At 61.5% G+C, this 21,670-nt stretch carries 19 protein-coding genes and 2 pseudogenes; 9 read left to right on the top strand and 12 right to left on the bottom strand.

Features of this window, described 5'->3' with window-relative positions; genetic code table 11:
• The first annotated feature begins 109 nt into the window (after positions 1 to 109).
• Positions 110 to 775 (top strand): TetR family transcriptional regulator, encoded by a 666-nt coding sequence (locus tag ACP7C6_RS05010; protein WP_028616329.1) that lies wholly within the window; start codon positions 110 to 112, stop codon positions 773 to 775.
• On the opposite strand, the gene ACP7C6_RS05005 is transcribed toward ACP7C6_RS05010, so the two are convergent.
• Positions 729 to 1,250, bottom strand: a complete 522-nt coding sequence (locus ACP7C6_RS05005; RefSeq protein ID WP_028616330.1) for a GNAT family N-acetyltransferase — start codon at positions 1,248 to 1,250, stop codon at positions 729 to 731. The two genes, ACP7C6_RS05010 and ACP7C6_RS05005, sit on opposite strands and share 47 nt — an antisense overlap.
• 102 nt (positions 1,251 to 1,352) lie before the next feature.
• On the opposite strand from ACP7C6_RS05005, the gene ACP7C6_RS05000 reads away from it, so the two are divergent.
• Positions 1,353 to 1,913: a cysteine hydrolase family protein gene (locus tag ACP7C6_RS05000; protein ID WP_311892574.1), complete on the top strand. Its 561-nt coding sequence runs from the start codon at positions 1,353 to 1,355 to the stop codon at positions 1,911 to 1,913.
• A gap of 9 nt (positions 1,914 to 1,922) precedes the next feature.
• Here the strand turns inward: ACP7C6_RS05000 and ACP7C6_RS04995 are convergent, their stop codons facing one another.
• The 4 genes from ACP7C6_RS04995 to nirB form a co-directional block, all read right to left on the bottom strand.
• Positions 1,923 to 2,384 (bottom strand): NUDIX hydrolase, encoded by a 462-nt coding sequence (locus ACP7C6_RS04995; protein ID WP_426108352.1) that lies wholly within the window; start codon positions 2,382 to 2,384, stop codon positions 1,923 to 1,925.
• Between the two features lie 16 nt (positions 2,385 to 2,400).
• Positions 2,401 to 2,844, bottom strand: coding sequence for an HIT domain-containing protein (locus ACP7C6_RS04990; RefSeq protein ID WP_122684871.1), 444 nt, complete (start codon positions 2,842 to 2,844; stop codon positions 2,401 to 2,403).
• A 256-nt stretch (positions 2,845 to 3,100) separates the two neighbouring features.
• Positions 3,101 to 3,463 (bottom strand): nitrite reductase small subunit NirD, encoded by a 363-nt coding sequence (gene nirD / locus ACP7C6_RS04985; RefSeq protein WP_028616334.1) that lies wholly within the window; start codon positions 3,461 to 3,463, stop codon positions 3,101 to 3,103.
• Positions 3,463 to 6,003: a nitrite reductase large subunit NirB gene (gene nirB, locus ACP7C6_RS04980; protein WP_426108351.1), complete on the bottom strand. Its 2,541-nt coding sequence runs from the start codon at positions 6,001 to 6,003 to the stop codon at positions 3,463 to 3,465. Before nirB ends, nirD begins: the two co-directional genes overlap by 1 nt.
• A 517-nt stretch (positions 6,004 to 6,520) precedes the next feature.
• On the opposite strand from nirB, the gene ACP7C6_RS04975 reads away from it, so the two are divergent.
• The 3 genes and pseudogenes from ACP7C6_RS04975 (at position 6,521) to ACP7C6_RS04965 (ending at position 12,584) form a co-directional block, all read left to right on the top strand.
• Positions 6,521 to 10,495, top strand: coding sequence for a molybdopterin-dependent oxidoreductase (locus ACP7C6_RS04975; protein ID WP_426108350.1), 3,975 nt, complete (start codon positions 6,521 to 6,523; stop codon positions 10,493 to 10,495).
• A 139-nt stretch (positions 10,496 to 10,634) separates the two neighbouring features.
• A pseudogene (locus ACP7C6_RS04970) lies at positions 10,635 to 11,681 on the top strand (cache domain-containing protein); the annotation flags it as partial.
• Positions 11,682 to 11,816: 135 nt separating this feature from the next.
• Entirely contained in the window at positions 11,817 to 12,584 is a 768-nt protein-coding gene (locus ACP7C6_RS04965) for a methyl-accepting chemotaxis protein (protein WP_370468647.1), read from the top strand.
• Here the strand turns inward: ACP7C6_RS04965 and ACP7C6_RS04960 are convergent.
• From ACP7C6_RS04960 to ACP7C6_RS04940, 5 genes and pseudogenes are all read right to left on the bottom strand, one after another.
• Positions 12,574 to 12,726: a hypothetical protein gene (locus ACP7C6_RS04960; protein ID WP_162531429.1), complete on the bottom strand. Its 153-nt coding sequence runs from the start codon at positions 12,724 to 12,726 to the stop codon at positions 12,574 to 12,576. The genes ACP7C6_RS04965 and ACP7C6_RS04960 overlap by 11 nt on opposite strands.
• Positions 12,727 to 12,860: 134 nt before the next feature.
• Positions 12,861 to 13,109 (bottom strand): annotated as a pseudogene (locus ACP7C6_RS04955) (LysR family transcriptional regulator); the annotation flags it as partial.
• A 579-nt stretch (positions 13,110 to 13,688) separates the two neighbouring features.
• On the bottom strand, positions 13,689 to 14,483 hold the full coding sequence (locus tag ACP7C6_RS04950) for a nucleotidyltransferase domain-containing protein (RefSeq protein ID WP_028616339.1): 795 nt from the start codon (positions 14,481 to 14,483) through the stop codon (positions 13,689 to 13,691).
• On the bottom strand, positions 14,480 to 14,959 hold the full coding sequence (locus ACP7C6_RS04945; protein WP_028616340.1) for an AAA family ATPase: 480 nt from the start codon (positions 14,957 to 14,959) through the stop codon (positions 14,480 to 14,482). Before ACP7C6_RS04945 ends, ACP7C6_RS04950 begins: the two co-directional genes overlap by 4 nt.
• A 48-nt stretch (positions 14,960 to 15,007) precedes the next feature.
• Positions 15,008 to 16,036 carry a UV damage endonuclease UvsE gene (locus ACP7C6_RS04940; protein WP_028616341.1) on the bottom strand — a complete coding sequence of 343 codons (1,029 nt, stop codon included), beginning with the start codon at positions 16,034 to 16,036 and terminating at the stop codon, positions 15,008 to 15,010.
• Between the two features lie 250 nt (positions 16,037 to 16,286).
• Between ACP7C6_RS04940 and ACP7C6_RS04935 the strand changes: the two genes are divergently transcribed.
• The 4 genes from ACP7C6_RS04935 (at position 16,287) to ACP7C6_RS04920 (ending at position 19,403) form a co-directional block, all read left to right on the top strand.
• Entirely contained in the window at positions 16,287 to 16,610 is a 324-nt protein-coding gene (locus ACP7C6_RS04935; protein ID WP_426108349.1) for a hypothetical protein, read from the top strand.
• A gap of 87 nt (positions 16,611 to 16,697) precedes the next feature.
• Entirely contained in the window at positions 16,698 to 17,123 is a 426-nt protein-coding gene (locus tag ACP7C6_RS04930) for a DUF2231 domain-containing protein (protein ID WP_311892585.1), read from the top strand.
• Positions 17,120 to 18,412, top strand: a complete 1,293-nt coding sequence (locus ACP7C6_RS04925) for a PQQ-dependent sugar dehydrogenase (RefSeq protein WP_028616344.1) — start codon at positions 17,120 to 17,122, stop codon at positions 18,410 to 18,412. Before ACP7C6_RS04930 ends, ACP7C6_RS04925 begins: the two co-directional genes overlap by 4 nt.
• A 70-nt stretch (positions 18,413 to 18,482) precedes the next feature.
• A complete protein-coding gene (locus ACP7C6_RS04920) occupies positions 18,483 to 19,403 on the top strand; it encodes a bifunctional helix-turn-helix transcriptional regulator/GNAT family N-acetyltransferase (RefSeq protein ID WP_426108348.1) in 921 nt (306 codons plus the stop codon).
• A gap of 37 nt (positions 19,404 to 19,440) precedes the next feature.
• Here the strand turns inward: ACP7C6_RS04920 and ACP7C6_RS04915 are convergent, their stop codons facing one another.
• Positions 19,441 to 20,844, bottom strand: coding sequence for an MFS transporter (locus ACP7C6_RS04915; RefSeq protein WP_068932850.1), 1,404 nt, complete (start codon positions 20,842 to 20,844; stop codon positions 19,441 to 19,443).
• Positions 20,845 to 20,987: 143 nt separating this feature from the next.
• The gene (locus tag ACP7C6_RS04910; RefSeq protein WP_426108347.1) at positions 20,988 to 21,518 is read right to left on the bottom strand and encodes a GNAT family N-acetyltransferase; all 531 of its coding nucleotides are present in this window, start codon (positions 21,516 to 21,518) and stop codon (positions 20,988 to 20,990) included.
• Between the last annotated feature and the right edge of the window lie 152 nt (positions 21,519 to 21,670).

The raw sequence follows: 21,670 nt of genomic DNA, 5'->3' as shown, positions 1-21,670 counted from the left end.
TTGATTTCCAGTGAGGTGGGACTAAGATGCGACTAATTCGTCGCATTAAAAGTATGCGAGTCATTCGCATCCTTCGCTATTCGCATTAGCCCTGCTTCAGGAGCCCCGTATGACCAGCCGCCAGACCCCACGTATTTCCACGCGCAAACACCCGCAACAGGCCCGTTCCACCGAGTTGGTGGCGGCGATTCTGCAAGCGGCTATTCAGGTTTTGGCCAAGGAAGGCGCCACCCGCTTCACCACTGCACGGGTCGCGGAAAAGGCCGGCGTGAGCGTGGGGTCGGTGTACCAGTACTTCCCCAACAAAGCGGCGATTCTGTTCCGGTTGCAGAGTGATGAGTGGCAGCAGACCACCCAGATGCTGCGCGACATCCTGGAGAAACGCGACGAAACGCCACTGGATCGCCTGCGAACGTTGGTGCACGCCTTTATCCAATCGGAATGCGAAGAAGCGCAGATGCGCGGTGCGCTGAGTGACGCGGCGCCGCTCTATCGTGATGCGCCGGAGGCCCTGGAGGTGCGCGCGGCGGGACGGCAGGCGTTCAAGGGGTTCATGCTGGAGTTGTTGCCTGAGGTGTCGGTTGACACGCGTACGGTAGCCAGTGATTTGATCCTGACCACGCTCAGTTCAGTGGGGAAGGAGTTCTCCAACAGTCCGCGAACGGCTGAAGAGATCGCGGTTTATGCCGAGGGGATGGCTGAAATGTTTCGTGCGTATGTGAATGTGCTCAACCTGGTCCAAAGGGCAACCGATACCTCATTTCTACCAGAGTGACACCTCCCCTCTGAAGATTACGTTCACTCCCCGCGTCCTCGACACAGCCCATCCTGCGATAAAACCGGATAGCCCTTTCATTTCGGCTCAAGACCCAAAGCGTCAAACCCTGAAACCCCTCCTCCCTCAGGAACTGCAGGCCCGCATTCCACAACGCCAGCCCAACGCCGGCTTGCCAATACTTGGCTAAAACATAAATGGCCATGACCTCACCGGTGTTTGCTCCGGCAGCTTCTTCGTCACGACTGGCACCGACCGATATCCAGCCCACAACGTGCCCGTCCAGCTCCGCGACCCACACGTCGGACTCGCCCGACTCAATCGAGCGAACCCAAAAGGATTCGCGCCGAGCCAGCGTTGCATCCAGCCCATTCAAGAACTCGGCAGGCATCATGTCACGATAGGCTTCCTGCCAACTGCGGATATGCACCTGGGCGATGGCGTTGGCGTCGCCAGGTAATGCTTTGCGGATCATTGATCTATTCCTTATTCAGTCAATGTCCTTCAAGTAAACCCAACCTTCATGACCGTTTACCCTCGTGGTATGTTTCGAGCCCAACCCGCAAAAGGAGGTGCCATGCAATCGTTAGCCATCAACGCCGCACTGCTGATCATCGACATGCAGCAAGGCATGAACCGACCAAAGCTGGGACGACGCAACAACCCCGACGCCGAAGTGCAGATACAGCGTCTGCTGACTGCCTGGCGTCAATCCGACCGCCCTGTTGTTCACATCCGGCACATGTCCCGCTCTCCCGACTCGGTGTTCTGGCCGGGCCAGCCGGGCTGCGAATTCCAGCCGGCGCTGCAACCGCTGGCGCATGAGCATGTGACCGAAAAGAACGTTCCGGACGCCTTCGTCGCCTCAGGACTGGAACGCTGGCTGCACGCGCGCGGGATCCGGCAACTGGTGATCGCCGGCGTGATCACCAACAACTCGGTCGAGGCCACGGCACGCTCAGGCGGCAACCTGGGTTTTGCGGTGACGGTGGTTTCGGATGCCTGCTACACCTTCGACCAAACCGATTTGTCCGGGCGCCTGTGGCCCGCTGAAGACGTGCATGCGCTGTCGCTGAGCAACCTGGCGATGGATTATGCCGCCGTGATGGAGACCGACGAAATCCTGGTACATTGTTGACCACGACGGTCAGGTAGCGGGTTGAAACACGCCCTCTTTCACAAGCATATCGATCAGTGATTGCGGCCAGACCGTCTCTTCGGTAGAGCGCAGCGCATTGACAGACCACCAACGATGATCCGCCATGACCTGAGTCTCAGGGGCGGTCCATTCCGCTTTTGACAGTGCCTCATCGGGTACGTGAACCACGTAATACTGCTCAATCGCTAACACCGTTTCCCCGCAAGGCAGCATCAACGGGACCTTGCGGTCCGCGATGGACGCCGCAAGAGTGTCAACCTTGATTCCCGTTTCCTCACGCAGCTCGCGTATTGCAGCCACCTCGAAGGTTTCACCGGCCTCTACACCACCGCCAGGCGTAGCCCAATAATTTTGCCCGGCCAATGGTCCGTCGTTATGGACGAACCTGAACAGAAGCACCTCCTGCGAGGGGTTGATCACCAGCAGGCGTGACGCCTTTCGTTCGCGCATTGATTCCATCCCATCCTTAGGCCGATGTCGTCGCTTCCAACAATCGCGCAATCGCCTTGCGCATCTCCCCGTGGTCGACCTCCGCATACGGCTGTGCGTTTTTCCAATCATAAAACCACGCCGGCATCGTGCGTTTGTCGTCCGGTTCCGAGGCATAGCGCGGGAAGAGATGGCAATGCAGCTCCGGCTCGGAATTGCCCAGGATCTCGTAGTTCATGCGCAACGCACCGGTAGCCTGCAACACCGCATCGCCAAGGCGGGCCATGTCCAACAGATAGGCTGTGCGGGCCTCGGTGTCCAGGTCGTTCAGGCTGGCAACGACCGGGTCAGGCAGCAGCAGGCAGTAACCGGGTAGAAACTGTACATCACCCATGACCGCCCAGCCTGAAGCCATGCGGCAAATGACTTTTTCGTTGGCGCCATTGCGGGCGAGCGCGACGCGCTCCGTGATAAGCGGCATACAGTGTCCTTGATCTGAGTGAGGTCCAGGCGGCATCTTAACTCGACTTCAGCAACTGGCGGGCTTGTTGTAGTGAGCGGGCTTGCCTCGCGCTGGGGTGCGAAGCAGCCCTAGAACCAAACCCCGCGGTTTGTCTGAATAAACACGGTGATCTTACTGGGGCTGCTTCGCACCCCAGCGCGAGGCAAGCCCGCTCACCACAAGCAAGCCCGCTCACCGCAGTAAGTCGGCTCGACGCAAGACCCTGCACACAGCATCAATCCAATGCCAATTCCACCACCCCAGCGTTCAACCGCACCGGCCAAACCCGCAGCCTCTGGTCAGGCGCTTCCAGGCACTGCCCGTCCTCGAGCCGGTAATGCTGCTTGTAGATCGGCGCCGCCACCACCAGGTCACCCTTGATGCTGCCGATCAAGCCGCGTCCGATCACATTCGCGCCGGATTCCGGGTCATGGTTGTCGATGGCGAACAACGTCTGGTCCTGCGCACCCGGCAGGTAGAACAGCGCCACTTGCGCACCGTCCAGCCACACCACCACGCCGGAATTGCTCACCAGGTCGGTCTCGCTGCACACACCTTTCCAGGTGGTCAGGTTGCGTTGCGGGTTGGCTTGGCTCATCAGGCAATCTCCTCGGTGACGGGAATCAGGTTGAGTTCGGCGGCCATGATCGGCCGGCGTTGGCCGCGCTCCTGGACGAAGTGGATGTCCGGGTCGGGGCGTTTGTCGTTGACGAAGGTGCGGAAGCGCTTGAGTTTTTCCGGGTCTGCGAGGGCGTTGGCCCATTCGCATTCGTAGCGGTCGACCACCAGCTGCATCTGCGCTTCCAGCTCTGCGCCGAGGCCCAGGCTGTCGTGCAGGATCACGTCCTTGAGGAAATCCAGGCCGCCTTCGAGGCTTTCGCGCCAGACCGAGGTGCGTTGCAGCTTGTCGGCGGTGCGGATGTAGAACATCAGGAAGCGGTCGATGTAGCGGATCAGCGTGGCGTCATCCAGGTCGGTGGCGAACAGCTCCGCATGGCGTGGGCGCATGCCGCCGTTGCCGGCGATGTAGAGGTTCCAGCCCTTCTCGGTGGCGATCACGCCGACGTCTTTGCTCTGGGCTTCGGCGCATTCGCGGGTACAGCCGGACACTGCGAATTTGAGCTTGTGCGGCGAGCGCAGACCCTTGTAACGGTCCTCGATCAACAGCGCCATTTTCACGCTGTCCTGCACGCCGTAACGGCACCAGGTGCTGCCCACGCAGGACTTCACCGTACGCGTGGATTTGCCGTAGGCGTGCCCGGTTTCAAACCCGGCGGCGATCAGTTCGCTCCAGATATCCGGCAGTTCGTGCAGTTGTGCACCAAACAGGTCGATGCGCTGGCCGCCGGTGATTTTGGTATAGAGGTCATATTTCTTCGCGACCTCGCCGATCACGATGAGTTTATCCGCGGTGATTTCGCCGCCTGGAATACGCGGCACCACCGAGTAGGTGCCGTTTTTCTGCATGTTGGCCATGAACGTATCGTTGGTGTCCTGCAACGGCACCAGGGACGCATCCATGATCGGCTGGTTCCAGCACGACGCCAGGATCGAGCCCACCGCCGGCTTGCACACGTCGCAGCCGGTGTGACCACGGCCGTGTTTGGCCAGCAGTTCGTCAAAGGTGAGGATGCCTTCCACGCGCACCAGGGCGTACAACTCCTGCCGGGTGTAGGCGAAGTGTTCGCACAGGCTCTTGTCGACGCTGACGCCACGGGCGATCAGTTCATGTTCGAACACCTGCTTCAGCAAACCGGCGCAGCCGCCGCAACCGGTGCAGGCCTTGGTCTGGGCTTTGAGCAGGCCGAGGTCGCTGCAGCCGCCGTCGATGGCCGAGCAAATCGCGCCCTTGGTCACGTTGTGGCAGGAGCAGACGGTGGCCGATTCCGGCAGCGCACCGGGGCCGAGGGTCGGTGCGCCGTTGGACGACGGCAGGATCAGGCTGGCCGGCTCGGACGGCAGCGCGATGCTGTTTTGCATGTATTGCAGCAGGGTGTCGTAGTAGCTGTTGTCGCCCACCAACACCGCGCCGATCACATGTTTGCCCGACGCATCCACCACCAGGCGCCGGTAGCTGGCGCTGGCTTCGTCGATGAACTGGTAGCTGCGCGCGCCCGGCGTGTGGGCATGGGCGTCGCCGATGGAGCCCACGTCGACGCCGAGCAACTTGAGTTTGGTCGACATGTCGGCACCCACAAACGGCTCGGCGGTTTGCGCGCACAGCAGTGCGGCAACGCCACGGGCCATCTGATAGCCCGGCGCGACAAGGCCGAACAGGCTGCCATTCCAGGACGCGCATTCGCCAATCGCGTAGATGTTCGGGTCGATGCTCAGGCATTCGTCATTGATCACCACTCCGCCACGCGGGCCGATGTCCAGGCCGGCCTGGCGGGCCAGTGCATCCTGGGCGCGGATACCGGCGGAGAATACGATCAGGTCGGTTTCAAGGAACTCGTCATTGGCAAAATTCATGCGGTAGCGGTACTGCTCACCCGTGCTGATGGATTGGGTGGCGCGCGACAAATGCACGCCCACGCCTAGCCGTTCGATCTGCGCCTTGAGTGCCAGGCCGCCAAAGTCGTCGAGTTGCACCGGCATCAAGCGCGGCGCGAACTCCACCACATGGGCCTCAAGGCCGAGGCTTTTCAGGGCGTTGGCGGCTTCCAGGCCCAACAGGCCACCGCCCACTACCACGCCGCGTCGTGCACTGGCGGCTGCCTTGCGAATCGCGTCCAGGTCTTCAAGGGTGCGATACACCAGCCGTGAATCGCCTTCGGCGCCTTCGATAGGCGGCACAAACGGATAGGAGCCGGTGGCCAACACCAGCTTGTCATAGGCGACGCAGCCGTCAGCGGTGATCACCTCGCAGCGGGCGCGGTCGATCTCCAGCACCGGTACGCCGAGATGCAGGGTGACACCCGGCGTCTGGTACAGCGAGGCGTCGGACAAGGCCAGCGACTCGGCGTCGCGGCCAGTGAAATACTCGGACAGGTGCACCCGGTCATAGGCGCGCATCGGCTCTTCGCTGAACACATGCAAACGGTAGTGATCCAGCGCGCCGCGCTCGATCAATTGCGCCACACAGTGGTGGCCGACCATGCCATTGCCGACGACGATCAAGGTTTTGAGATGGTTCATAGTAAGCACCCGACAAAGCTCATCACGGTTTTAAAAAAGCAAAAAAAACGCCTGAAACCTTGCGGTTCCAGGCGTCTTTGCCTGTTCTTATGCGGGTTCGGATCGGACGACTGCGCCGGATTCTCCGCTATTGCCCCTGGTGTCGATCGTCGTTGACCGAAGTGGGTTGAGGGGGAGCTTGCAGGGTCTGTGCCAAGCGGATGCAAGGCCTGTGTTCACGGCTCAACAGGGGAGTCGGCGATGCCAAGCACCACCTCCAGCGCCTCCAACTGGTGCATCTCGCGTCATAAAAGTGCATGACTCGCCATGAATGAATGGTTTTCTGTGGTGAGCGGGCTTGCCCCGCGCCGTCGGCGCGTCGGTATCAAGGGGCAGTTCAAAAACCTGGCGCGTGACTTGCTAGGAACACCCCAACCAAGCAGTCAACGCTGACTGCCCTCTCACGACAAAGGCGCCGTGTAATCCCCGTTCTGAACGGAGGGTTGCAAGGCGCCTTTTTTGTTTACGCAGGTTTCAGATGGCCAACCAAAGCATACGCAGTGTGTGTCCCTATTGTGGCGTGGGCTGTGGCATCGTCATGCAGGTGCAAGACAACAAAGTGGTCAAGGTGATCGGCGATAAGGACCACCCCACCAACTTTGGCCGCCTGTGCACCAAGGGCACCACCTGCGGGCAAGCCATCGCCGAGTCCGGGCGCATGGAAAACGCCTATGTACGCCAGGCCCGGGAGCATGACCCGGTGCGTATCGACATGGACAACGCCATCCGCGAAACCGCGCACCGCCTGCGTCACACCCTCGACACGCACGGCCCGGACGCCTTGGCATTCTACGTGTCAGGGCAGATGTCGCTGGAGTCCCAGTACCTGATCAACAAATTGGCCAAGGGCTTCGTCCGCACCCCCAACATCGAGTCCAACTCGCGGCTGTGCATGGCCAGCGCCGGCAGTGGCTACAAACTCTCCCTTGGCTCCGACGGCCCGCCGGGGTCATATGAAGACTTCGATCGCGCCGACCTGTTCTTCGTGATCGGCGCGAACATGGCTGACTGTCACCCGATCCTGTTCTTGCGCATGATGGACCGGGTCAAGGCCGGGGCGAAGCTGATCGTGGTCGATCCCCGGCGCAGTGCCACGGCCGACAAGGCCCACCTGTTCCTGCCGATCAAACCCGGCACCGACCTGGCGTTGCTCAATGGTCTGCTGCATCTGCTGGTCAAAAACGGCCACACCGACCCTGCCTTTATCGCCACCTTTACCGAAGGCTGGGAGGCGCTGCCGGAATTCCTTGAGGACTATTCGCCAGATCAAGTCGCCGCCATCACCGGCCTGGCCGAAGCCGATATCCGCCAAGCCGCCGACTGGATCGGCCAGGCCGCCGAGTGGATGAGCTGCTGGACCATGGGCCTCAACCAGAGCACCCACGGCACCTGGCACACCAACGCGCTGTGCAACCTGCACCTGGCCACTGGTGCCATCTGCCGTCCGGGCAGCGGGCCGTTTTCCCTCACGGGTCAACCCAACGCCATGGGCGGGCGCGAAATGGGTTACATGGGCCCTGGACTGCCGGGGCAACGTTCGGTGCTGGTCGAGGCCGACCGCGCCTTTATCGAAGACCTGTGGCAGATCCCCCACGACAGCCTGCCGCGCCAGGCTGGCAGCGGCACCGTGGCGATGTTCGAACAGATGGCCGCCGGGCAGATCAAGGCCTGCTGGATCATCTGCACCAACCCGGTCGCCAGCGTGCCTAACCGGCAGACCGTGATCGAAGGCCTGCAAACCGCCGAACTGGTGATCACCCAGGATGCTTTTCTCGACACCGAGACCAACCGCTACGCCGACATCCTGTTGCCCGGCGCGCTGTGGGCCGAGGCCGAAGGGGTGATGATCAACTCCGAGCGCAACCTGACCCTGATGCAAAAGGCCGTGGATGCGCCCGGCGAGACCCTGCCCGACTGGCAGATCATTGCCAGGGTCGCTTGCGAAATGGGCTTTGCCGATGCGTTCACCTATGCATCCGCCGCCGACGTGTTTGAAGAAATCAAACGCGCCTGGAACCCCAAGACCGGCTACGACCTGCGTGGTGCGAGCTACCCGCGCCTGCGTGAGAAGCCGCTGCAATGGCCTTGCGCGGCGGAGGGTGGCGCGGACCGCAACCCGATCCGCTACCTGGACACAGGCACCCTCGCCTTCGCCACCGAAAACGGCAAAGCCCAGTTCTTCGCCCGCCCCCATATGCCACCCGCAGAAATGCCGGACGACGCATTCCCCTTCGTGCTTAACACCGGCCGCGTGCAGCACCAATGGCACACCCTGACCAAGACCGGCAAGGTTGCAACCCTGAATAAACTCAACCCCGGCCCCTTTGTGGAATTACACCCCGAAGACGCGAGCCGATTGGGTATCAAGGACAAGGATCGAGTCGAGATACGCTCCCAGCGCGGCCGCGCCGTGCTGCCCGCCGTGGTCACCGACCGTGTGCGGCCAGGCAATTGTTTTGCGCCGTTCCACTGGAACGATGTATTCGGTGAAAACCTGGCAATCAACGCGGTGACCAACGACGCGGTGGACCCGATTTCCTTACAGCCGGAGTTCAAGTACTGCGCCGTCGCCCTGGCCCGCGTCGAGCTGATCGAACACCAATTCCTGGACCGCCCTTCCCCCGTAGCAGAGGACACCGCCATGTCGCGCCTCGACGCCTTCGCCGAAATCGCCGGCATCCGCAACCTACCCGCGCCCCCCTTGAGCGAGAATGAGCGCACCTACCTCGCCGGCTTTCTCAGCGGCCTGCAGTCCAACGCCGCACACCAGGCGGTCGGCGTGCCGACCATGCCCGCCAATGCACCGCTGGCCGATGCCGCGCGGCTGTGGTTGAACGGCTTGCTCGGCGGTTTGTTCAGCCATACGCAATCCCTCGCAGCGCCCTCCCCAGCCGTCACCTTGTTGTGGGCCTCGCAAACCGGCAACGCCGAAGCTTTGGCCGAGCGTTTTGCCAAACGGCTGCGCGACGCGGGCATTGCCGTGGAACTGAGCGCGATGTCGGATTTCCCGGCGAGCAAACTGGCAAGCACCCACACCCTGGCGCTGATCAGCAGCACCTTTGGCGACGGCGACCCACCGGACAATGGCGAAGGTTTCTGGCACAGCCTCAGCACTGCCGAGACGCGCCTGGAGTCCTTGCGCTTTGCAGTGCTGGCCCTGGGTGATCCGAACTATGACCAGTTCTGCAACCACGGCAAGCAACTCGACCAACGCCTGTTGGAACTGGGCGCCACCCGCCTGCTGGAACGCGTCGACTGCGACACCGAATTCGAAGCGTTGGCCGATGCGTGGCTGGTGCGTTTCCAGCAAACCCTCGCCCCGACAAAGCCCGTCGCGCCCGCCACCCCCGCCGGTAAAACCAAATTGTACGGCTCACGCCTGCTGCTCAACCGGCACCTGAACCCGCTAAGTCCCCACAAGGAAACCCGTCAGTTCGCCCTCGACCTGGCCGGCTCCGGGCTGACCTACGAAGCCGGCGATGCGCTGGGCGTACGGCCGCGCAACTGCCCCGAACTGGTCAACGAACTGCTCGACCTCACCCGCCTGAACGCCCATACCAGCGTGAACATCGAGACCTTCGGCGATGTGCCGCTGCAACAGGCCTTGACCCAACACTTCGAAATCGCCCGGCCCAGCAGCGACACCTTGGCCTTCATCGCCGAGCGCAGCGCCAACCCTAGCCTCAAGCACTTGCTCAACCCCGAACACAAGGCAGAACTGAATGACTGGCTGTGGGGCCGGCAACTGGCGGATGTGCTGCAGGCATACCCCATCGAGTGCTCGGCGGATGAATTGCTGGGCACCCTCAAGCGCTTGCAACCACGCTTGTATTCAATCGCTTCGAGTGCCAAGGCCTATCCGCAGGAAGTGCATCTCACCGTGGCTGCCGTGCGCTATGGCAAGCGCAAGGGTGTGTCCTCGACGTTCCTGGCTGACCGGGTCGGCGACGGCGAAGTGCCGCTGTTCGTGCAGCCGTCCAAGCACTTTCGCACGCCCACTGACGGCGACGTACCCATGATCATGATCGGGCCCGGCACCGGTATCGCGCCCTTTCGCGCGTTCTTGCAGGAACGTCGCGCGCTGGGTCATCAGGGGCGCAACTGGCTGTTCTTCGGCGAACAGCACGCCGCCAGCGATTTCTACTATCAGGACGAACTGCAAGGCATGCAGCGCGACGGCCTGCTCAACCACTTGAGCCTGGCGTTCTCGCGCGACCAGGCGCAAAAGGTCTACGTGCAGGACCGCATCCGCGAGCAGGGGGCCGAGCTGTGGCGCTGGTTACAGGATGGCGCCAAGCTGTACATCTGCGGTGACGCTAGCCATATGGCCAAAGATGTCGACCAGGCCCTGCGCCAAGTCGCGCAAACCCACGGCGGGCTTGGCGTCGAGGGTGCCGTGGAGTACTGGCGGCAGTTAAGTGAGCAGAAGCGTTATCTGCGTGATGTGTATTGATTGGATACAGAACAATAAGCACTTTGTATTGTGTACAAAAAACCCTAAAGATTTACCGGGGCCGGGCCGAAACATCAGTGATAGCAAATCGCCGTAATCCTGATCGAGGTGCGCGACGATTTGGCCGCCCTTCACGCTGATGGTCGTCTCGATGAAAATAAAAAATAAGCTGGTACTCGCATTTGTCTCCGTTGCTTTCATCCCGGTAAGCCTGGTGGCCGTGATTTCGGTCATGAACACGCGGACCCAGGCGGTGGATCAGTTTATCGACGGCAGCACCCGGGAAATCCGTCAGATCGACGGCAATATCCGCCAGTTCTTCGACGGTACGCTGCAAAACGTCGATCAAATGGCCACTGATCCTGTATACACCTCCGTGAACACGCTGAAGAACTACCAGCCTGCCGACGCGGCCAGCCAGCCCATGCCCGCCGAGGCGCAAGCGGTGATCGACCGCTTCGCGCGCTTTGGCGCCACACACCCAGCGGCGGCCATCCTGTCCATCGGCCTGGAAGACGGCACCTACGCCAAATGGCCGGATGACCCGCAACTGGCCAAGTACGACCCGCGCACCCGCCCCTGGTACAAGGCGGCCATGGCCAGCCCCGGCAAGACCGTGCGCACCCCCGCGTATTACTACGACAAAGATGACGTCGCCCTGGTGGGTACCGCGCGCGCCCTGCTGGAAAACGGCAAGGCCAAGGGCGTGTTCGTGGTCAGCGTCTCACTGAAAAACCTCACCGAACTGCTCAAGAGCATCAAACTGGGCGAAAGCGGCTACGTGATGCTGATTGAGGACGGCGTGGTGCTGGTCGACCCGCGCAACGCCGCCCACAACTTCAAGCCGCTCAAAGACCTGGGCACAGCCTATGCACAGTTGGCCGACACCGCACAGGGCTCCACTGAAGTGGTGATCGATGGCGTGCGCTACATGGCCAACGTGTGGACCTCCCCCGGCCTCGGCTGGCGCTACATCGGGCTGATCGAACACCGTGAAGTCATGGCCGAAGCCACGCGCATGACCTACCTCACCGCCATCATCGTCGCGGTGCTGGTGCTGATCTTCGGGCTGATCGCGGCAGCGTTTTCCAAGGTCATCGTCAAACCCATCGGCCAGGTCAGTACCGGCTTGCAGTCCATCGCCCAGGGCGAAGGCGACTTGCGCCACGAACTGCAGGTCCAGGGCAAGGATGAAACCGCCGAACTGGCCGGCTGGTTCAACAAGTTTCTCGCGGCGATCCGCCAACTGATCCAACACATCGGCGCCGCCTCGGCCAATTTGCAGAACGCCTCCAAGGTCAACAGCGAAGTGGCGCACAACATGAACGAGGCGGCCGGGCGCCAGCGTGAGGCGGTAGAACTTGTCTCTACGGCGTTCAACGAAATGGTCGCCACGGCCAACGAAGTCGCACGCTCCTGCAGTGGCGCGGCGGAATCCGCCGAGAACGGGCACCGGCGCGTGGCCGAGGGCAAGCAGCAGATCGAAGTCACCACCGACAACGTCAACCGCCTGGGGCGCCGCCTGACCGAGTCATCCCAGGCCATGGTCGAACTGGAAGCCGGCAGCCGCAGCATCAACCAGATCCTCGGCACCATCCGTGCGATTGCCGAACAGACCAACTTGTTGGCGCTCAACGCCGCCATCGAAGCCGCCCGTGCGGGTGATCAAGGCCGTGGTTTTGCGGTGGTAGCCGACGAAGTGCGCGCACTGGCCAAGCGCACATCCGACTCCACTGGAGAGATCGAGCAACTGCTCGGCACCCTGGAAAACAAGACCCAGGAAGTCACGCAAAAGATGGGTAGCTGCCTGGACCTGTCGAAGGCCAGTGTGTCGTCCATCGAAAACGCGCGGGACAGCTTTGAAGGGATCCAGACCTCGGTCAACGAAATCCGCGATCAGAACCTGCAGATCTCCGCCGCCGCCGAGGAACAACACAGCGTGGCCGAGGAGATCAACCGGCATATCCAGCAGATCTACGACGAGGCGCGGCTGGTGGAAAGCCTGGCCAACTCGGCGCAGGACGACTCTGGGCGGTTGTCGAATTTGTCGGATGAGCTAAATGGCTTGGTGGGGCGATTCAAGTCCTGAGAAAGTCAGCGATTTGCTGCCACATCGCGCCAGGGTTGGAATACATCGGGAAGCGCCCGCACTCGACAATCGGCGCCAGCCGCACGCCGTGGGCCTGGATGTGCGGCAGGTAGGACAGCCCGGCGTTCTGCTCGCCGTACATGAACAGCTTCGGGCAGGGCAGCCCAGGAACTTGCCCATCAGGTCGGCGTTATCGGAAAGCTCGACCATCGACTGGAAGATTCAGCGCACGGCGCCCGCCCGTACCTTATGGCGCAGGCTCGCCGAATACAGCGCGCTGGCCAAGCTCGACAGGCTGGTGCGCGTACGCGCGGCCAAAGCATGGTGGCTGGGCAAAGCCACCATCAAGCGGTCTTCCCGCAACGGCAGCGACTGAACCGTCGGGCCCAGGTCGCCGTCCAGCCGGGCAAAGGCCAGGTCGATATTCCCTGCTTCCCCCCGCCGCGAACGCTCGAACAGCGTGACCTCGAGCGCCTGCTCCAGCACCTGGATCTGCTCGCTCAGCGGCGGCTGCGACATCCCCAGGTACTATCCCCCCACGCTAACCACGAGGCGAAGCGAGCCGCTCTTGCTCTTGCTCTTGCTCTTGCTCTTGCTCTTGCTCTTGCTCTTGCTCTTGATCTTGATCTTGATCTTAGGCGCCCCGTCAAACACGCTGGCCGGAATTCGACAGGGATTTGGGGGGTAAACCGGCAGGGATGCCGGTTTAGCCGCCCCGCGCCATGGATGGCGCGTGGCGGCGGCCCCCCAAATACCTGGCGGATTACGGGCACACCGAGCCTAGGCGAGGTGCCGAGTGTTGGGGCAAGAGCCCTTTGCTTACTTTGGGGCTTTTCCAAAGTGAGCCGCCGTAAGGGCGGAACCAATAGAAGCTTTTACCTAAATAACGGATATGTACCCGATCAGATCCAGCATCCAGGTCGGCTGTCAGGCCGTCTTCGCGGGCAAGCCAGCTCCCACAGTTTTGAATCGCGGGGCAACAGTCAGAGCGTGGTCGGCTGTTAGGCCGTCTTCGCAGGCAAGCCAGCTCCCACAGTTTTGAATCGCGGGGGGACAGTTAGATTGTGGTCGGCTGTCAGGTCGCCATCGCGGGCAAGCCAGCTCCTACAGAGGAACGGCCGTATGACTTCGCTGTAAAACCATCCACCCCAGAAACGCTTGAAGCCGGGCCAAGAACCTTTCACTGTCAGCACCCGGGTTTCGAGCCTCAAACAGAAAAAACGCCACCTGCGTCACCCGCATCGGATACCTCTGCACGAACAGCGCCACATACTCCTCCAATGTCTGCGGCCAAGTCGCCCCCTCTACCCCGCACACTATCTGGGTCGCCCTGATCAGCTTGCGTGACGCTTCGCGCTGCAGGCGAAGCCGCTCGTGTTCGGTGTCGGCACGCGCAATGCGGCTGAGGTAGGCGCTCAGCACCGCTTCAAAGTCACCATTCACAGCCAAGGCGATGTCCAGTGATGGCCGAAACCGCTCGAACTGCACCGCCAGATCATTGCCCCATACGCACCGGCAATGGTGCTTGAGCCAGAACCCCCAACGATGTTTATTCTCAACAGCCAGTACCTGCGCGCGGCTGCCGATATCGAAATCGACCTTGGTGACTGACGGGTGCCGCAGCGCCAGGTCGCACCGAATCCGTTCCAACCGCTCCAGGCTCGCAGCGGTAGGCGGCTCGCTCAGCACCAACGTGAGATCAAGATCGGATACACCCGGCAGCGCATCGCCGCGTGCAACACTGCCATAGACATAAATGCCGTCAACCCCCAAGCCTGGCTGCGAGAGCAGGCCGCAGGCATCCTCGAGCAAAGGCTGAAACTCACGCTGCACGGGGGCGTCGGGAACCGTGAGGATAAAACCCTCGGCGTCCACACCCATGGGTTGCGATGCACTCATGGGCGATGCCTCTCGATCACCAGGCCTTCTGCTTCAGTCGGCACGCAGAAATGGCGGGTAATCAGATCGAACTCGGCATCAGTGGCGGCGAAGTCATGCTCACCCTGGGCATTGCGCGCGTGCAGCCGGGCCCGGCAGGTGGCGTCGTCCAGTTCAAGGTAATGCAGGCAGTGCCGGACCTTGGCGACCTGTGCCAAGCCCAGCAGCCATTCGCGGTTAGCCAAGGTGTTGGCAGGGAAATCCAGCACCACGTTGGTACCCGACTGCAGCACATTGATCACCAATGGGCCCAGTACGCCGCGTATTCGCTGGGCACAACGGATGTAGTCGGCAATGGAGCGGATTTCACCGGGGTAAAGCGTGGCAAGCCAGTGGTCTTCGCTGAGTACAATGGCCGCGTGCTCGGTGGCCAGGGTCTTTGCGAGCGTGGACTTGCCGGAGGCGATCTTGCCGCAGAGCAAATGCAGGGTTGGCATGGCAAGGTTCCTTATGTGAGGCCAGCCAGCATGCACGCTGGGGGTTGATCACACAACGCGCCGCTGCCAGTGCGCGTAGAACGCGAGGGCCGCGACGTTCTTGTCCTTGGCTTCGAGCATGATGTCGAAGCGGTCGAGAAACTGCAGCGCGTAATCGTTGGTCCAGCGGTTCCACATTTGCGCGCTGTGGGCGTAGAGGTCGCGCTTGGAAACCACCTGCAACAGCGCGTCCATTTCCAGCTTGTGCTCGGCGTCGAACCCCAGCTCCTGCAGGCTCTCCTGCGGTTGGGAGTAGTGCATGGTCGGGCGAACGCCGCGCCAGCTTTCGATCACACGGGCGACCCGTTCCGAGTGGGGGTCGATGTAGTCGTTTTCATTGATCCAGCAGTGGTGGATGTCCAGCACCACTGGCGCCAGGTCCGCGACTTGCAGGCAGTGGTCCAGGCCGTAGGTCTTCTCGTCGTTCTCGAAGGTAATGCAGTTGCGCGCCACTTCCGACAGGCGCGCCCACACCGCGCGGGTACCCGCCACACCAAGGCGACCGGCGATATGCACGTTGCACTTGAGGTCCTGGAAGCGTCGGCCGTAGCCCATCATGCGGATCATGTCGGCGTGGTATTCGAATTCGGCCAGGCTGTTTTCCACCACGCCAGGGTTCTCCGAACCCAGCACACAGTACTGGCCGGGGTGGAACGACAGGCGGATATCCGCAGCGCGCGCCAAGTCACCGATCGCGGCAAACCCCTCGACCAACTGATGCTCGATGGCCGGGTCCTTGTACACCGCGGCGATTTTCGGATGGCTGTAGAACGGCAACAGATCGCTGCTCAGGCGCAGCATGCGCAAGGTTGGCGGCAATTCGGCGACATACGCCAACAGGCGCAATTGAGCCGCCAGGTTGTGGGTGACCACCTCCACCAATTTGTCGCGGGCCACTTGGGGCGTGACACTGTCCATCCAGCGCAACGTGGTGGTGCGCGGGTTGAAGGGGCCTTCGATCAACTTCAAGGCGCTGGCCGACAGCAGGCGTTCGGGGTGCTTGTACTGGCACGCGAAGCCGATTCGAGGGTGGGTCATGGAGAGGCCTGGAGGTGAACAATCGTGGGAATTATAAGAGCTTAGGTGGGTAACACCGCCAGGGGTTCACTCTGGAAAATAAGTTGAATCCTGGTTTTCGCAGGCAGTCACCTATAAGGACAACAGCGAGACGACAACGCAACGGAGGTGGCTATGAACCTTGCAATGACACTCTTCAGCCTGTTTGCCGGATGGATGGCGATTGTGTTTTCGATGATGTGGGGCGTACTGCGGGTGGTACGCTGGCACCATGATTAGCACGCCGGATGGGCGCTATTTTGTGGTCAAGGGCCAACTCTGGCGCTGCACCAACCCGGCGCTGGACGAAGACACCCGCCAGCGCCTGGTCAGTGCATTGATGGACGCGCGCCGTGCCGTCAAGGCGGCCAAGGCCTCGGGTGACCCGCAACAACTGAGGGTGGCGCGACACCAGGTGCACGGTGCCAAGGTCGACCTTGGCGAACGCGGCCCCGTCTGGTGGAGCGATGGCAGCCCGGACTTCAATCGCTGTCAGGTTGCCAATACGCCTTATGCCCAATGGTTTGAAAAACATCTGGACATGAAACCCCAGTGAACTTTCCCGCGAACGCCACGCTCCTTTCCTATGCGAAGTCATTGCGCCCTGAATCCAGGAGCGCTGAACGATAAGGAGCCGCCCCCCATGACTACCCTCCCCGCCTACTACGCAACACGGCCAGGCCCGCTGCATGCACTCTTGCTGGCTGGCAGCGTACCGTTGTTTCTGGGTGCCCTGCTCAGCGACGTTGCCTACGGCCAGACCTACCAGATTCAATGGGCCAACTTCGCTTCCTGGCTGATTGCCGGCGCCTTGGTGTTCAGTGGGTTCGCGCTGTTGTTCGCGCTGGTCAACCTGCTTCGTGCGCGGCGCAAATCCGGACGACCTGCCACTTACTTCCTGTTGCTGCTGGCGGCCTGGGTACTGGGTTTGATCAATGCTTTCCAGCATGCCAAGGATGCATACGCCATGATGCCCGCCGGCCTGGTGCTGTCGGTGATCGTTACGCTGCTGGCACTGGTGGCTGCGTGGATCGGCCTGTCTGACCTGCGTTCGGGAGATGCCAAATGAAAACGTCCAGCACCCTGACCCTGTTGAGCGCCGCCCTGTTGCTGACCGCCTGCGGTGGCGAAGGCGACAAGACCCAGGCCCGCGGCCCTGACCCCAAACTGCCGGAGCAGCAAAGCAGCCTGCTGCCGAGCATGAAGATTGCCGAACCAGTGCCGTGGGGCGAGCAAAAACCCAAGGTCCCGGAAGGCTACAGCGTGACCGCTATCGCCACCGACCTGGCCATACCGCGCCAGACCCTGGTGCTTCCCAACGGCGACATCCTCGTCGCTGAAGGCCGTGGCGGCAGTGCGGCCAAGCTCAAGCCCAAGGATGTGATCGCCAGCCTGATCAAGGCCGAAGGCAACACCAAGGTCAAAGGCGGCAACCGCCTGACCTTGCTGCGTGACGCCGACGGTGACGGCACCTATGAACTCAAGACCGTGTTCGCCGAAAACCTCAACGCGCCGTACGGCCTGGCGTTTGCCAACGGCAAGCTCTACGTGGCCAACCAGGATGCGCTGGTGAGTTTCGACTACGCCGACGGCCAGACCAAGGCATCTGGCCCGCCCACCAAGGTCACCGACCTGCCGGCGCAGATCAACCACCACTGGACAAAATCCCTGGCGGTGAGTGCAGATGGCAGTCAGCTTTACGTGGGTATCGGCTCCAACAGCAACGTTACCGAACGTGGCATGGAAGTGGAGATCGATCGCGCAATGGTCTGGCAGATCGACGCCGCCACTGGCGCGCACAAGCCTTATGCAACAGGCCTGCGCAACCCGACGGCACTGACGATCCAGCCGGACACCGGGCAACTCTGGACCGTGGTCAACGAACGCGACGAACTGGGCCCCGACTTGGTGCCGGACTACCTGACCTCGGTGCGTGAAGGCGCGTTCTATGGCTGGCCCTACAGCTACTGGGGCCAGAATGTCGACCCACGTGCCCAGCCGCAGAACCCGGCCAAGGTCGCCGCCGCGATCAAGCCGGATTACAGCCTGGGCTCCCATGTGGCAGCGCTCGGCGTGGACTTCTCCATCCCGCAAATGGGCGAGCAGTTCGCTGACGGCGTGTTTGTCGGTGAGCACGGCAGTTGGAACCGCGACAACCCGGTGGGCTACAAAGTGATCTTCGTGCCGTTCAGCAACGGCAAGCCGTCCGGCGAACCGATCGACTTTGCCACCGGCTTTCGCGGAGACGACGGCAAGACCCGTGGCCGCCCCGTCGGTGTGACGGTGGACCCCAAAGGTGCGCTGATCATTGCCGATGACTTGGCCAACACCCTTTGGCGGGTGACGCGTAACCGCTAAGCAAAGTGTTTGACATGGTTGCCTGAAGCAACAATATAATTGCTTTAGGCAACCATTCGAGCATTCCCGCATGTCCACTCCCCTGCTTGTCGAACGCGCCGGCATCGTGCGCGGCTTCAATCGCTTCTACACCCACCAGATCGGCGTGCTGCAGGAACATCTGCTGCAGAGCGACTATTCGCTCACCGAAATCCGCGTGATGTACGAATTGTCCACCCGTGGTGATCTCACCAGCGCCGACCTGTGCCAGATGCTCAGCCTCGACGCGGGTTACCTGAGCCGATTGACCAGTGGTTTCGAAAAGAAGGGCCTGATCCAGAAAGTCCGCTCCGCCACCGATGCCCGAGCGGTGCAACTGCACCTCACCGACCACGGCCGTGCGGTGCTGGCGCCGCTGGAACAGCAGACCCAAAGCGAAGTCATCGCCCTGCTCGACAACCTGCCGGAAGCCCAACAGCGGCAACTCACCGACGCGATGAAGCGCATCCAGGCCCTGCTGCAAGGCACGGCGCCCAGCTATCTGCTACGCGACCCACAGCCAGGCGACATGGGCGTGGTGGTGCAACAACAGACCGCATTGTATGCCCGTGAATACGGTTGGAACTGGGAGTTCGAAGCATTAGTGGCGGAGACGGTCGCCAAGTACCTGAGGGCATTTGATCCAACCTGCGAGCGTTGCTGGATCGCGGAAAAGGACGGCGAAGTGGTGGGTTCGGTGTTCGTTATCCGCCACGGCGAAACCACAGCCCAACTGCGCATGCTCTACGTGGACGCCAGTGCGCGCGGCATGGGCATCGGCCAACGGCTGGTGGATGAGTGTGTGCGCTTTGCCCGGCAGGTCGGCTACCGACGCATGCAACTGTGGACGGTGGACATCCTCGGCGATGCACGCAAGCTGTATCAGAAGGCCGGGTTCGCGTTGGTCGAGGAAGAAACGATAGACAGCTTCGGCAAATCCCTGGTCAGCCAGACCTGGGCGCTCACGCTGTAAAGTGGTCCCGCGCCGTTGCGGCGCGGGACATAAGACCTTACAGGTCAGTGATTTCCTTGTGACGTGGCACCAGCGTCTTCATCACGCTCCAGGCCACCAGGTAGGCCAGTGCGCAGATGGCGAACATGATCATGTAGCCGGTATGGATGTCGCCGACGGACTTGTAGTAGTCGAACACCCAACCGCCGATCTTGGTCATTACCACGCCACCCAGGCCGCCGGCCATGCCGCCGATACCGACCACCGAGGCCACGGTTTTCTGCGGGAACATGTCCGACACCGTGGTGAAGATGTTGCATGACCACGCCTGGTGCGCCGAGGCGCCCACGCCAATCAGCAATACCGGCACCCAGAAGCTGATATAGCCCAATGGCTGCGCCAGCAACACCACCAGCGGGAACAGCGCGATCACCAACATGGCTTTCATACGGCCATCGTAGGGCGCATCGCCGCGTGCCATGAAGTAGCTCGGGAACCAGCCTCCGCCGATACTGCCGACCATGGTCATGCTGTACAGCACCGCCAGCGGCATGACGATATCAGCGCCTTTCATGCCGTACTGCGCCGACAGGTAGGTGGGCAACCAGAACAGGAAGAACCACCACACGCCATCGGTCATGAACTTGCCGAAGGCAAAGGCCCAGGTCTGGCGATAAGTGAGCAGCTTGAACCACGAAACTTTCTTCTCCACGGCGCCGGCCGGTGCCGGGGTGAAGGGTTGCACGGTCTGGTCGCTGCGGATGTAAGCCAGCTCCGCCGCCGACAGGCGCTTCTGTTCATCCGGCTTTTGGTAGAGCGCGATCCACACCGCCACCCACACAAAACCCAACGCGCCAATCACGATGAACGCGGCTTCCCAGCCCCAGAGACCGGCGATCAACGGCACGCAAATCGGCGCCAGGATCGCGCCCACGTTGGCGCCGGAGTTGAAGATGCCGGTGGCCAGCGAGCGTTCTTTCTTGGGGAAGTACTCGGCGGTGGCCTTGATCGCAATCGGGAAGTTGCCCGCCTCGCCAATCGCCAGCACCGCACGGGACAGCATGAAGCCCGCAATCGACACCGGGATCACCGCCAGGCCTATCGCCCCGCTGATGGCAGCGATGCCCTCGCCCATCGGCACCGAGAACGCATGCATGACGGCGCCCGTGGACCAGATACCAATCGCCACCACATAAGCCGCCTTGGTGCCGATCTTGTCGACAAAGCGCCCGGCGAACAGCATGGAGATCGCGTAGACAAACTGGAACACCGCCGCGATATTGGCGTAATCGGTGTTACTCCAGCCAAATTGCGTGGACAACTGAGGGGCCAAGAGACTGAGCACCTGGCGGTCGAGGTAGTTGACGGTAGTCGCGAAGAACAGCATCGCGCAGATGGTCCAGCGATAGTTGCCTACAGCTTGGCCAACGCGGTGAGCGTTGATGGGCTCGTTCAAGTTCATGGCATCACTTTTTATTTTTGTTAGGTAGGACACATGTAACGTCATATGTCGTCGTACAACTGCGACTTTTATATCGGGACGCCTGAACGCTGTCAATCTGAAAAATTGCCGTTTATCGAGGTATTGCTCGGGTATGCGAAATGTCAGGCAAAAGCAGTTGTAGGATGACGAACGCGTAGTACCAGGCTGGGTGCCTTGCCCGGCACATCATCGAGCGTACCGCAAGGCTGCATGCCGATCTTTTCCAGTACACGGATGGATGCCGCGTGATCCGGACGTACCAACCCGAACACTTCGGGCAATCCAAGTGTTTCGAAGGCCAGCTTTAATGCATCACGGCCCAACTCGGTGGCGTAGCCCTGCCCCCAGGCTTGCACCGCAAACCGGTAACCCAGGTTGATGCGTCTTTCGGTCAGGTAATCCATTGGCGCGATTCCACCAAAGCCGATGATGTGATCCGGCGCTTCGACGCGTGCAATCGCCCACCAGCCGTAGCCTTGGGTAGCCCACTGTTTGAGCCAGTGATCGAGCAGGCGTTGTGCAACCTCCAGGCTGGCCATGGGGCCGGCGGGGTTGAACAGGTTGGTCTGCGGATCGCCGTAGATCGCGAACAATCGCTGCACGTCACCGGGTTGTGGGCGACGGTAGGTCAGGCGCGAGGCGGCAGCAGGCATTCGGATTCCTCTCCTTTAGTTGTAGTGAGCGGGCTTGCCCCGCGCTGGGTGGCGCAGCCACCCCAATGTAATCACCGCATTTCTTCAGACAAAAATGCGGTGCCTGGATTTAGGGCCGCTTCGCACCCCAGCGCGGGGCAAGCCCGCTCACC

The sequence above is a fragment of the Pseudomonas sp. TWR1-1-4 genome (assembly GCF_049897165.1).
Classification (GTDB): Bacteria; Pseudomonadota; Gammaproteobacteria; order Pseudomonadales; family Pseudomonadaceae; genus Aquipseudomonas; species Aquipseudomonas canadensis.
The sequence above is the reverse complement of the archived record's forward strand: the minus strand, read 5'-3'. Positions and strand labels throughout refer to the sequence as shown.